This is a genomic window from Ruminococcus bromii (assembly GCF_002834225.1).
Classification (GTDB): domain Bacteria; phylum Bacillota; class Clostridia; order Oscillospirales; family Acutalibacteraceae; genus Ruminococcoides; species Ruminococcoides bromii.
Genome location: NZ_NNSR01000063.1, coordinates 44,128 through 55,747 on the forward strand (window position 1 = coordinate 44,128; position 11,620 = coordinate 55,747).

Annotated in this window: 12 protein-coding genes; 1 reads left to right on the top strand and 11 read right to left on the bottom strand. The window is 42.4% G+C overall.

Translation table 11 applies throughout. The features are described 5' to 3' along the window. Positions 1 to 36 precede the first annotated feature (36 nt). The 7 genes from fmt to RBATCC27255_RS06550 are packed head-to-tail and all read right to left on the bottom strand — an operon-like array spanning position 37 to position 5,875. Positions 37 to 954 carry a methionyl-tRNA formyltransferase gene (gene fmt / locus RBATCC27255_RS06520; RefSeq protein ID WP_015523745.1) on the bottom strand — a complete coding sequence of 306 codons (918 nt, stop codon included), beginning with the start codon at positions 952 to 954 and terminating at the stop codon, positions 37 to 39. A gap of 15 nt (positions 955 to 969) precedes the next feature. Beyond that, positions 970 to 1,446, bottom strand: a complete 477-nt coding sequence (gene def, locus RBATCC27255_RS06525; protein ID WP_101029262.1) for a peptide deformylase — start codon at positions 1,444 to 1,446, stop codon at positions 970 to 972. Between the two features lie 17 nt (positions 1,447 to 1,463). Continuing rightward, positions 1,464 to 3,911, bottom strand: coding sequence for a primosomal protein N' (gene priA, locus RBATCC27255_RS06530; RefSeq protein ID WP_101029263.1), 2,448 nt, complete (start codon positions 3,909 to 3,911; stop codon positions 1,464 to 1,466). Beyond that, positions 3,901 to 4,107, bottom strand: coding sequence for a DNA-directed RNA polymerase subunit omega (rpoZ, locus tag RBATCC27255_RS06535; protein WP_015523742.1), 207 nt, complete (start codon positions 4,105 to 4,107; stop codon positions 3,901 to 3,903). The genes priA and rpoZ overlap by 11 nt, the downstream gene beginning before the upstream one ends. A gap of 45 nt (positions 4,108 to 4,152) precedes the next feature. Then, a complete protein-coding gene (gene gmk, locus RBATCC27255_RS06540; RefSeq protein WP_015523741.1) occupies positions 4,153 to 4,734 on the bottom strand; it encodes a guanylate kinase in 582 nt (193 codons plus the stop codon). Beyond that, positions 4,724 to 4,981, bottom strand: a complete 258-nt coding sequence (locus tag RBATCC27255_RS06545; RefSeq protein ID WP_101029264.1) for a DUF370 domain-containing protein — start codon at positions 4,979 to 4,981, stop codon at positions 4,724 to 4,726. Before RBATCC27255_RS06545 ends, gmk begins: the two co-directional genes overlap by 11 nt. A 9-nt stretch (positions 4,982 to 4,990) precedes the next feature. Continuing rightward, positions 4,991 to 5,875: a YicC/YloC family endoribonuclease gene (locus RBATCC27255_RS06550; RefSeq protein WP_101029265.1), complete on the bottom strand. Its 885-nt coding sequence runs from the start codon at positions 5,873 to 5,875 to the stop codon at positions 4,991 to 4,993. Between the two features lie 267 nt (positions 5,876 to 6,142). On the opposite strand from RBATCC27255_RS06550, the gene RBATCC27255_RS06555 reads away from it, so the two are divergent. Next, positions 6,143 to 6,877, top strand: coding sequence for a YebC/PmpR family DNA-binding transcriptional regulator (locus RBATCC27255_RS06555; protein WP_101029266.1), 735 nt, complete (start codon positions 6,143 to 6,145; stop codon positions 6,875 to 6,877). Between the two features lie 59 nt (positions 6,878 to 6,936). Here the strand turns inward: RBATCC27255_RS06555 and RBATCC27255_RS10315 are convergent, their stop codons facing one another. The 4 genes from RBATCC27255_RS10315 to cmk form a co-directional block, all read right to left on the bottom strand. Then, positions 6,937 to 8,298 (bottom strand): dockerin type I repeat-containing protein, encoded by a 1,362-nt coding sequence (locus RBATCC27255_RS10315; RefSeq protein ID WP_147639980.1) that lies wholly within the window; start codon positions 8,296 to 8,298, stop codon positions 6,937 to 6,939. A 64-nt stretch (positions 8,299 to 8,362) separates the two neighbouring features. After that, complete coding sequence (locus RBATCC27255_RS06565; protein ID WP_101029268.1) at positions 8,363 to 10,336, bottom strand: bifunctional 4-hydroxy-3-methylbut-2-enyl diphosphate reductase/30S ribosomal protein S1; 1,974 nt, start codon at positions 10,334 to 10,336, stop codon at positions 8,363 to 8,365. After that, a complete protein-coding gene (locus RBATCC27255_RS06570; protein WP_101029269.1) occupies positions 10,317 to 10,952 on the bottom strand; it encodes a lysophospholipid acyltransferase family protein in 636 nt (211 codons plus the stop codon). The genes RBATCC27255_RS06565 and RBATCC27255_RS06570 overlap by 20 nt, the downstream gene beginning before the upstream one ends. Then, a complete protein-coding gene (cmk, locus tag RBATCC27255_RS06575) occupies positions 10,952 to 11,620 on the bottom strand; it encodes a (d)CMP kinase (RefSeq protein ID WP_101029270.1) in 669 nt (222 codons plus the stop codon). Before cmk ends, RBATCC27255_RS06570 begins: the two co-directional genes overlap by 1 nt.

Consider the following 11,620-nt stretch of genomic DNA (forward strand, 5'->3'; position numbering starts at 1 on the left):
AACACCTTTCTGTCTGCATATTGCAGACGGGAATTTTTAACCGATTACATCGCCGACAGAAAGCCTGTGGCCGGCAAGAAATGCCTCGGCGGTCATTTTCTTTTTGCCCTCAGGCTGAATTTCACAAAGCTCAACCGACTTTTCACCGCAGGCAACAATCAGCGGTTTTGTGCTGATTACAGTTCCCGCTTTTCCGCTCTTTTCACAGAGCAAAGAAGAATGAACCTTTATCTTTTTACCGTTAATTTCGGTTGTGGCAATCGGCCACGGATTAAGTCCTCTGATTTTATTATGCACCTCAAATGCCGGTTTTGTAAAATCAATCGGACAAAGCGATTTGTCAATTTTTGAAGTGTGAGTTGCAAGGCTTTCGTCCTGCTTAATCGGAGTGATTTCGCCCTTTTCAAGAGCAGAAAGTGTGTCAAGAATAAGCTCTCCGCCCATAAGAGAAAGACGGTCAAAAAGCTCTCCCGAGGTTTCATTCACACCGATTTCCGTTTTAACGACCTTCAGAATGTCACCTGTGTCAAGTCCGACATCCATTTGCATAGCCGTTACACCGGTTTCCCTGTCACCGTTCAATACGCTCTGCTGAATAGGAGATGCGCCTCTGTATTTAGGCAAAAGCGAGCCGTGAAGATTGATGCAGCCGTACTTTGCAGAGTCAAGAACCGACTTGGGAAGAATTTTTCCGTAAGCCGCAACAACAATGACATCGGGATTATATTTATTGATAATTTCAAGAGGTTTGCCGTCCTTAAAGGTTTCGGGCTGATACACGGGAATGTTCAGCTTTTCTGCGCACACCTTGACATCGGGAGGAGTCATTATCATCTTTCTTCCCCTCGGCTTGTCGGGTTGTGTAAACACGGCGCAAACCTCATGTTCCGAATTTGCAAGAGCCTTGAGTGCAGGTACGGCAAAATCGGGAGTACCCATATAAATTATTTTCATATCTTCACCTGTTTATCAGCTATTCATTTCTTCAATTTCGGCAGGAGTCAGCATTCTTGTTGCAACCTGAGTAAAGAGGATTCCCTCAAGATGGTCGAGTTCGTGACAAAAAGCCTTTGCAAGCAAATCCTTGCCATCAATAACAAATTCGTCACCGTGTCTGTCCTGAGCCTTAACCTTTACATAATCGGGCCTTACTGTGTACCCCCACTTGCCGGGGATTGAAAGACAGCCTTCAAGAGTTTCCTGCTTGCCGCTGTAAGCGATAATTTTCGGATTTACAAGTTCAATCGGACCTTCGCCGACATCAATAACTACAACTCTTCTTAAAATTCCGACCTGAGGAGCGGCAAGTCCCACTCCCTCAGCCTTGTGCAAGGTTTCGATCATATCGTCAATAAGTTCCGCAAGGCGGTCATCAAACTTTACGACAGGTCTGCATTTTTTGGTGAGAACGCTGTCGCCCTCTTTTACAATTTGTCTTAAAGCCATAAATTATATTCCTTTCACTAACAGGTCAGAGCGTTCATATCCGCATATGTGCTGACCCTTCCAAATTCCTTGTTCTTTGCAAATTCTATCATAACCGCTGAGAGAAGTGTTCTGAAATCACGGTTATTCTTACATTTTATTATAAGTTTATATCTGAATTTATTGCTCACCTTAACAACGCTTGCAGGTGACGGACCGAGTATTCTCAAAGGAATGGCAGGATATTCGCTTTTTGCGTGACTGACAAAGCATTGCAAAAAGCTGTTGGCGGCTTTCATTGTAAGCTGCTGTTTTTCCCCCGAAAAGCCGATTACGCAAATATCTGCAAAAGGCGGATAAAGCATTGCTTTTCTGACCTGAATTTCGGTGTTATAAAAGGCAAGATAATCCTGCCTTGCCGCCATAGAGATTATAAGGTTGTCGGGAGTGTAGGACTGAATAACAGCCATACCCTTTGACGCCCCTCTGCCGCTTCTGCCGACTACCTGAGTTAAAAGAGAAAATGTTCTTTCGTAGCTTCTGTAATCATCGGCATACAGCATATAGTCAGTGTTGAGAACACCCACAAGCGTCACATTGGGAAAATTGAGTCCCTTTGCAACCATTTGTGTTCCCACAAGAATATCGTACTTACCGTCTGCAAATGCCGTTATCATCCTTTCATAGGATGATTTTGAAGATGTTGCGTCGGTATCCATACGCAAAATTCTTGCATCGGGAAAAAGCTCTGAAATTTCACTTTCAGCCTTTTGAGTGCCTGTTCCTCCAAATCTTAAAGATTTGCTGTGACAGGACGGACATTCATCCGTGTAAGGTGCGGAATATCCGCAGTAGTGACACATCAATCTGCGGTTTGCGCTGTGATATGTGAGCGATATTGAACAGTTGGGACACACAACAGGTTCGCCGCACATTCGGCAGGTTACAAATGTATTGTGCCCTCTTCTGTTTAAAAGCAGAATTGACTGCTTGTTATTTTCAAGATTATAGTGCAGATTTTCAAGCAGGGTTTCGGAAAATCCCGTTACATTGCCATTTTGCTGTTCAACATTCATGTCTGCGACAACAACCTTCGGCAAAACCGCATCGCCGTACCTCTCGGTGAGCGTGTTAAGCGAATATCTTCCGTTTTCTGCGTAGTAATATGATTCAACCGACGGGGTTGCCGAGCTTAGAACAAGCAAGGCATTATCGTAGCTGCATCTGAATTTTGCGATTTCTCTTGCATGATATCTGGGGGAGCTTTCCGACTTATAGCTGTACTCCTGCTCCTCATCCATGATGATAAGTCCGACTTTTTTAAACGGAGCAAACACGGCACTTCGTGTTCCTATAACGATTTTTGCAAGACCTTTTTTAACGCGTTTATATTCGTCAAGCCTTTCACCGAGTGAAAGTGCACTGTGAAATACGGCAATCTGCTCGCCGAAACGCTTTGAAAAGGTTGAAACAAACTGCGGTGTAAGCGAAATTTCAGGTACCATAACTATAATACCTTTGTTATCGTTTATTACACGCTCAATCAGTTTCATAAAAACGCTTGTTTTTCCCGAGCCTGTAACACCGAACAAAAGACTTGTGTGCGGTTTTGAATCGGCATATTCTGCATAGAGATTATCGCAGGCTGTCTGCTGTTGTTCTGACAATGCAACAGGGGCAAGGCTTTCATCCTTTGTTCTGTCCTCAATGCGGAACACTTCTTCGTCATAATAGTAGATAAGACCTTTTTTATAAAGTGCGTCCGTAACGCCTGTTGTGACACCCGTGAAGTAACAAACCTCTTTAACGGAAGTTCCGCCTGTCATTTTGATAAGGTCGAGAACGGCTTTCTGCTTTTCGGTAAGCTTGATATTGTCGCTGTCGGCAAGTTCGGTCGGAGCAGCCATTTTCATAACCGCATCCGAAACCCTTCTGAAAGCCTCATCGGATTTGTAAAGATAACCCGACTTTACCATATCTTCAAGAACAGCCGTGTTATCTAATCCGAAATCGTCAAGAAGCTTATCAGACTTTACGGCTTTTCTTTTTGAATGAAGGTAAGCAAAAATTCTTTGCTGTTCTTCGGAAAGTTCTTCTTCGTTTATGCCCTCACGAACACCGTAAAGCGTTGTGATTTTGTAATTTATGCCCGCAGGAAGCATTGTTTTTACCGCATCGTAATAGGTGCAGAAATAATGCTCTTTCATAAACTCGGCAAGCTCCAAAAGTTCTTTTGACAGGACAGGCTCGTCATCAAGAACGGAACAAACGCTTTTGAGCTTTTCAACCAGAATGTCATCACTCACGGGAGAAAGCTCAAAAATTATACCCTGTTTCTTTTTGTTGCCTCTGCCGAACGGAATGAGAACCCTTTTGCCGACCTGAACCAAATCGGTAAAAGCAGACGGTACAAGGTAGTCAAATAATTTGTCGAAAACATATGTTGTGTTTTCAACGGCAACTTTGACCGTTAAATCAGAGTTCATCTTCGTCAGGCTCAAGAATGTTGATTTCATGACCTTCGATTTCCTTGATTGCGATGAGAACAGGCTTATCCTCTGTTACAATCTGTTCCTCTTCAAAAGTCTGAGTAATTTCTCTTGCTCTTTTTGCAACACCTACAACAAGTGCGTACTTACTCTGCTTACCCTGTAATAATGAATCCACATCAACTTTATGCATAATAATTCTCCTCTTAAAATATTTTATGTTAATTTTCTTTGTATATTATTTAATGAGGTTTTCATCCTCTTTATGAAGAATATCGAGAACCTCATTTATTGCTGTTTCAAGGTCGCCGTTTACCACATTGTACTTATATCTGTCCTTGTAGCTGATTTCCTCGGCAGCCTGCGCAAGCCTTTTCCGAATAGTTTCTTCATCCTCTGTACCTCTTCTGCGAAGCCGTCTTTCAAGCGACTCCATTGAAGGCGGAAGAATGAAAATACTGAGAATGTCGGGATATTTGTCAAGAATCTGAAGTCCGCCCTTGACCTCAATCTCAAGCAGAACATCATAACCCTGATTGAGCATATCTTCAACTTGCTTTTTAGGTGTGCCGTAGAGATTACCGCAAAACTCTGCGTGTTCAAGATAGCCGTCTTTTTTCAAAACATCGTTGAACTGTTCTCTTGTCAAAAAGTTATAATGAACCCCGTCAATCTCTCCCTCTCTCGGTTCTCTTGTTGTGTTTGAAACCGAAAGACGGATATTTTTGTCACGGTCAAGAAGTTCCTTAATTATTGTACCCTTGCCTACACCCGATGAACCGGTAAACAAAATAAGATTTCCTTTTCTGTTAATGCTCATCCTTGTTTTCCTCACTTTCGTCCGTTCTGTTCTGAATTGCCTCACATGAAATTGCCGAGAGAATAACATGATTATTCTCGGCAACAATCACCGATTTGCATTTTCGTCCGCAGGTTGCGTCAATAAGCAAACTGTTCTGTTTTGCATCCTGAACAATTCGCTTTACGGGAGCAGAGTCCGGAGCAACTACTGCAACAATCTTGTCGGAGCTGACAAGATTACCAAAACCGATATTAATAAGCTTCATCTGTTCACCTTATTCGATATTCTGAACCTGTTCACGGATTTTTTCAATCTCACTCTTGATGTCAACAACCTTATGTGCAAGAATTGCATCCTGAACCTTTGAACCGATTGTATTTGATTCACGGTTCATTTCCTGAATGATAAAGTCAATTTTTCTGCCGACAGGCTCATCATATTCAAGAAACTTTGAAAGCTGGTCAAAGTGGCTGCGCAGTCTTACGGTTTCCTCCGCAACGGCTACCTTATCCGCAAATACGGCAACCTCTGTGAGAACTCTCTGTTCGTCAACCTTAACATCATTTTCGGCAAGCGTCTGCTTGATGCGTTCCATAAGTCTTTGTTCATACTCGGCAACAGTCTGCGGAGAACGCTCCTCAATTTCACCTACAACAGAAAGAATTGTGTTGGCTCTTGAAAGAATATCTTCTTTCATCTTCTCGCCCTCAGTTTCACGCATTGCTACAAAAGCGTCAACGGCAATTTTTGCCGCTGAAAGGACATCGGCAGTAATCTGATCCTCGTCCTCAGGTGCTTTGTGAACCGTGAAAACATCCGGAAAGCGTGAGAGCGAAACTGCGGAAACATCATTTGGAATACCGTACTTTTTGCTGATTTCATCAAAAGCATTGATATATCCGGAAACAAGCTGATGATTAACCGTTACATCACAGGGTTCTTCATCGGAAGCACCGATTGATACAAGCATATCAATCTTGCCTCGTGAAACCCTTGAATTTACATAGTTTTTAAGTTTGTCATCAAGGAATCCGTAACTTCTTGGGGTTCTGCAGGAAAATTCAAAATAGCGGTGGTTCACACTTTTAATTTCAACGGTAATCTCCCGACCGTTGATAACGGTTTCACATCTTCCGAAACCGGTCATTGATCTGATCATTTCAAAAACTCCCTTCGTAAAATTATATTTCAAAGCATATAAGCTGTATTTTTACATATTTGCAATCTATGCAGAAGAGCGTTAGCCGCTCAAATTTCAACCGTCTTAAAGACATCCTTTTTCTACAACATAGATTATAACACCACAGGCTGTATTTGACAATGGAGTTATTACAAAACTGTAATAACTTTTTTTGTTTACATCACAAAGGTGTGTGTGATATACTTAATAAGATAATTATACTTTATTGACAAAGGAATGATATTTATGTCAGGACATAACAAATGGAGTACAATCAAGCAGAAAAAGGGCAAAAACGATGCAGCAAGAGCTAAGGTATTTACAAAAATCGGCAGAGAGCTTATTGTTGCCATCAAAGAGGGCGGCAGTGCCGATCCTTCCGTTAACTCAAAGCTCAAGGATTGTATTGCAAAAGCAAAGGCTGCAAATGTACCTAATGACAACATTGAAAGAATCATCAAGAAAGCGTCAAGCGATGCCGACGCTACAAACTATGAGGCTGTTACATATGAGGGCTACGGTCCAAACGGCGTTGCCGTAATTGTTGAAGCACTTACAGACAACAGAAACAGAACAGCAGGCGAGGTAAGACATTACTTTGATAAGTTTGGCGGCAATATGGGTACACAGGGTTGTGTAAGCTTTATGTTCTCGAAGAAGGGCGTTCTCGTTATTGAGCGTGAAGACCTTGAAAAGGATGAAGACACCGTGATGAGCGACGCTCTTGAGTGCGGTGCATCAGACTTTGAGGCTGACGATGATGTATTTACAATTTACACAGAAACAGATGATTTCGGCGCTGTAAGAGATGAGCTTGAAAAGCTCGGCTACACATTCGTTTCTGCTGAAATTGAAATGGTTCCAAGCACATACACAAAGCTTGAGGACGAAGAAACTGCAACAAAGATGCAGAAGATGCTTGATATGTTCGAGGATAACGACGATATCCAGAATGTATGGCACAACTGGGAAATGGACTGATAAAGTTTATTTCTGACAAAATGAATTAAACCGCTCCGATTGGGGCGGTTTTTGTTTTGTCAATTCTTTTGCCTTGAAATTAAGACAAGGTCACGGTTATCTGCTTCGCCGTCAAGGTTAAAATCGGCGGCTTTGAGATATGCACCATCTAATTCGGCATTATCACAGAGGTGTTTTTGCAAAAGCGTGACATCCCTTGAATTTACATTGCCCTCGCCCGTCACATCTCCGCAAACTGCAATGACATAAATCTTTGAGTTTATAACGGTTGTAAAACCTGTTTTCAGCTTTCCGCTCTTTGCAATCGTACCGTCCGCCTTATATACATTTTCAGCAGAAGTTTTGTTTTTGAAATCGGCAACGGTTTCTCCGCTGTAAATTCCGTAAATCATACCGTCTGAAATTATATAATCGGAATTTACCGCCTGATTATCTGTTTTGGAGGAATCGTGGCGATTATTATCATTATTATTATTGTTGTTGCTGTTACTGTTGTTGTTATTGTTGTTGATAATTTTCTTTTCCTGAAAATCAGACGGTTCGTATACACAAACAGTTCCGTTATCAAGCAAAATACCGCAACGATTTTTATAAGCTACAACCGCTTTTGCAGCTTTCGGAATTGACACGCTTTGGGTTTTATCGGAAGCTTTGCGGCTGAGGCGGTAATTCACCGCAATAAACACTTTGCCGTCAGATGCAGAAACCTTGCCAAATTCCGCATTCGACACATATTCTCTTGAATTGTCTGATAAAGAAACAATAAACCCGTCTTGATTGATAACCTTATTTATTCCTGCGTTAGCAATATTTCTAAATTCACCCGTATTTGCAACACAGGCAGAGGATGCTTGTGAAAGTCTGCAAACTGAGCCGTCATACAGCCTCACATAAGATTTTCCGTTATTATTAAATATTTCGTTTGCATTCTGACTAAAGTTTATTTTTGTTTTCCTGCCGGTTGATAAATCAACACACGCAACATAAGCATATGTGCTGTCGGTTTTTATGTAGTACACACAGTTATCGCTTACAGAAAAAGAATCGGTTCTGAAATTTTTATCGTTAAAAGAAGTTTTACGGACATTGCCATTGTCGGTATCAAGAGAATAAACAGAATATTTATTAGTAAATGCGTCATCAAACACAAGTGCATTTGTATATTTGCCGCTCTGCGACACTCCCCTTATGTGACCGCTTACAGTAAAATTGTAAGCAGAAAAATCGGGTACAAGCCTTGCCGAAAACACAGTATTCCCTGAAAAAGCACACACATATCCGCCCTTGCTGTTACTGTCGCTCTTTATGTCAGAACAGCTGATAATACCCGACAGATTGTATTCTTCATAGGCACGGCTCTTGCTGACGCTGACGCAAGCAATCATAATTACAGCCGATAAAAGTGAAATCAGTCTTTTCATAAGCTTATACCCGATTTATTTTTTAACAAAAGGGCACCCTTTCGGGTGCCCGCAAAAGCTCTGATTATTCAGCGGCTTCTTCATTAGACTCTGCAGGAGCCTGCTCATTTTCAGGAAGAAGTGCACGCATTGAAAGGCTTACACGCTTCTTGTCAAAGTCGATTGCAGTAATCTTGGCTTCAACAACATCGCCAACCTTAAGTACATCAGCGGGCTTCTCAATTCTCTTGTTAGCAATCTGAGAAATGTGGATAAGACCATCAATACCCGGGATGATGTTTGCAAAAGCACCGAATGTTGTAAGACCGACGATTGTAGCCTTAACAACTGTTCCCTCGGGATAGTTGTTCTTGAGGATTTCCCACGGATTGTCTTCGGCATTCTTGAAGCCGAGAGAAATCTTCTTTGTTTCTTCGTTGATGTCCTTTATGTAAACATCAACTGTATCGCCTACATTAACAACCTCGCTCGGATGCTTAATGTGCGTCCATGAAAGCTCTGAAATGTGAATCATACCAAATGCACCGCCAAGGTCAACAAATGCGCCGTAGCTTGTAAGTGACTTAACAACACCCTTGTAACGCTTGCCAACCTCGCAAGTCTTCCAGAACTCTTCACGCTGAGCGGCTCTCTGCTCCTTAAGCACGCTGCGAATTGAGCCGATAGCTCTTCTGCGTCTGCCGTTCTGTGAAACTTCGATAAGTCTGAAATCAACATTCTGACCAACGAGGTCTTCAAGACTCTCTTCACGGGTTGCTGTTGCCTGTGATGCAGGGATAAAGATTCTTGAGCCGTTGTAGAGAACGATTACGCCGCCCTTAACAGCCTCAGTAACCTTGCCGGAGAGAACCTCCTGTGACTCTGCCTTTTCTTTGAGCTCTTCCCAACCCTTCTGTGCATCTACTCTGCGCTTTGAAAGCATGATAGTGCCTTCCTGATCATTGGTCTTCATAATAAGAAGCTCAATAACATCGCCGACTTTAACTACATCCTCGGGTCTTGCGTTGGGATCGTTTGAAAGCTCGGAAGCAGGAATAAAGCCTGTCTGCTTTCTGCCGACATCAACCTGAACTTCGTTGGGAGCTATGCTCAGAACTGTGCCCATTACCCTCTCGTTTGTATTAAAGTTTTTGAGGGACTCCTCAAGCATCTCCTCAAAAGATGGTTCCAAATTTGTTTCACCGGATTTTACTTCACTCATTGTATCCAGTACCTCCTTTATTATCCTTGCAGGCGTTGAAGCACCCGCAGTTACGCCGATTGTTTCGGCATCCGAAACCTTGTTCAAATCAAGCTCGGCAGCTGTTTCAATGAGAACTGTGTTCTCACACTGCCTTTTGCATATATCAAAAAGCTTTCCTGTATTAGAGCTGTGCCTGTCGCCGATTACAACCATAAAGTCGGACTCGGCAGCAATTTGAGAAGCTTCGGTTTGCCTAACTTGCGTAGCATTACATATTGTATCAAATATTTTCGCATTTGTACATAGCTTTTTTATCTTTTTTACACATTTTTTCCATTCTTGTGTGTCAAATGTTGTCTGTGCGACAATTTTAACCTGTTTATTATTCTTTTTCAGAATATTTGGCAATAAATCATCAAGCTCTGCTTCATTGTTAAAGGTGTAACAGTCGCTTGCACAATGACCGATTATGCCGCAAACCTCAGGATGATTTTTATTTCCTGCAATCAAAACAACATCACTATCGGGACTTGTGCTTGATACAATCTTGTGGATTTTTTTAACAAAGGGACAGGTTGCGTCCTCATAGTTAATACCTCTTTCTTCAAGGGCATCAATCACACTCTTTCCGACTCCGTGCGAACGGATTACAAGCGTTGTATCATTTGAAAGCTCGTCAACGGACTCAACGGGAGTGCATCCCTTTTCTTCAAGCTCATGAACCATTTCCATATTGTGAATAATCGGTCCGAGAGTTGCAACCTTTATTCCTTTTTTGAGCAATTCGTTTACAATATTGATTGCACGGTTGACACCGAAGCAAAAACCTGCCGAATCAGCCTTTTTTATACTCAATTAAATCCTGCTCCCTCATTCTTTTGATTTCGTCCATAATCATGGTTGTTGCACCCTTAAGCTCTCTTCTTCCGCTGTCCGGAGTAAGTCCGAGCTTTTCGGGTGTGAGGGGCTTTCCAAAGTGAATAACCCTTTTTGCAAATGTATGCTTTTTGTTGCCTACGATTGTAATGCAGGCAGGAACAACAGGCACCTGCATTTGCTGTGCAACAAGAGCACATCCGCTGCGGGGACGCATAAGCTCACCTGTTTTGGAACGACCGCCCTCAATAAAGATTGTCATAATCTCGCCGTCACGGATAAGGTCTTCGCCTGTCTTGATAGCCTTGCCGTCACCTGCACCCCTTTCAACGGGGAATGCACCGAGCGCACGGATTAACGCACCGAAGAATTTATTTTTAAAAAGTTCAATTTTTGCCATAAAAAACAGTCTGCGCTTTTTCTGCGACAAACCGAGAAGAACCGGATCTGAGTTTGAAATATGGTTGCTTGCAATAATCAAGCCTCCCTCAAGCGGAAGCGGCTGTTCAATTACGGTTATATATCTGTACAAAAGTTTGAAAATAGGCTTGCAGACAACTTTGCCGACTGCGTAAAGTGCCTTTGACTGTCCCATCAGATATTCTCCTTTATAACGGAAATTATTTTTTCGACCGACTGCTCAAAATCAAGCTCTGTTGTGTCTATCATAACACAGCCCTCGGCAGGCTTGAGCGGAGCAGTTTTGCGGTGAGTATCGTTGTAGTCACGGGTTATTACATCGTTTAAAATGTCGTCGTACTTTACATCCATACCCTTTTCAACAAGCTCCTTATATCTTCTTTCGGCTCTTGCCTCGGGGGAAGCTGTGAGGAAAATTTTAACCTGAGCGTCAGGCAGAACAACTGTGCCGATATCTCTGCCGTCCATAATCACATTATGAGTTTTTGCCATATTTCTCTGCAAATCAAGAAGATATGCTCTTACAATCGGTACGGCAGAAATTTTTGACGCCATCATTGACGCCTCGGGAGTTCTGATGAGTCCGGACACATCTTCGCTGTCAAGCAGAACAATCTGCTCGCCCTTTTCATTGAATGTTAGGTCAACTGTGATTTTAGAAAGCAAATTCTTTACCGCATTTTCATCTTCGGGAGCAACGGAGTTTCTTGTTGCCGAAAGTCCGATTGTACGGTAAAGCGCTCCTGTATCAACATAAATATAGTCAAGTGCCTTTGCAACTCTTTTTGCAATTGAGGATTTTCCTGCGCCTGCAGGACCGTCCAAAGCGATTGCTATTGACAT

What these genes read in the sequence shown, in the direction of transcription:
- cmk (WP_101029270.1), bottom strand. Translation starts at nt 11,620, where the DNA reads ATGTCAATAGCAATCGCTTTGGACGGTCCTGCAGGCGCAGGAAAATCC.
- gmk (WP_015523741.1), bottom strand. Translation starts at nt 4,734, where the DNA reads ATGAGCATTAACAGAAAAGGAAATCTTATTTTGTTTACCGGTTCATCG.
- RBATCC27255_RS06570 (WP_101029269.1), bottom strand. Translation starts at nt 10,952, where the DNA reads ATGGGACAGTCAAAGGCACTTTACGCAGTCGGCAAAGTTGTCTGCAAG.
- def (WP_101029262.1), bottom strand. Translation starts at nt 1,446, where the DNA reads ATGGCTTTAAGACAAATTGTAAAAGAGGGCGACAGCGTTCTCACCAAA.
- rpoZ (WP_015523742.1), bottom strand. Translation starts at nt 4,107, where the DNA reads ATGCATAAAGTTGATGTGGATTCATTATTACAGGGTAAGCAGAGTAAG.
- RBATCC27255_RS06545 (WP_101029264.1), bottom strand. Translation starts at nt 4,981, where the DNA reads ATGAAGCTTATTAATATCGGTTTTGGTAATCTTGTCAGCTCCGACAAG.
- RBATCC27255_RS06550 (WP_101029265.1), bottom strand. Translation starts at nt 5,875, where the DNA reads ATGATCAGATCAATGACCGGTTTCGGAAGATGTGAAACCGTTATCAAC.
- RBATCC27255_RS10315 (WP_147639980.1), bottom strand. Translation starts at nt 8,298, where the DNA reads ATGAAAAGACTGATTTCACTTTTATCGGCTGTAATTATGATTGCTTGC.
- fmt (WP_015523745.1), bottom strand. Translation starts at nt 954, where the DNA reads ATGAAAATAATTTATATGGGTACTCCCGATTTTGCCGTACCTGCACTC.
- RBATCC27255_RS06555 (WP_101029266.1), top strand. Translation starts at nt 6,143, where the DNA reads ATGTCAGGACATAACAAATGGAGTACAATCAAGCAGAAAAAGGGCAAA.
- priA (WP_101029263.1), bottom strand. Translation starts at nt 3,911, where the DNA reads ATGAACTCTGATTTAACGGTCAAAGTTGCCGTTGAAAACACAACATAT.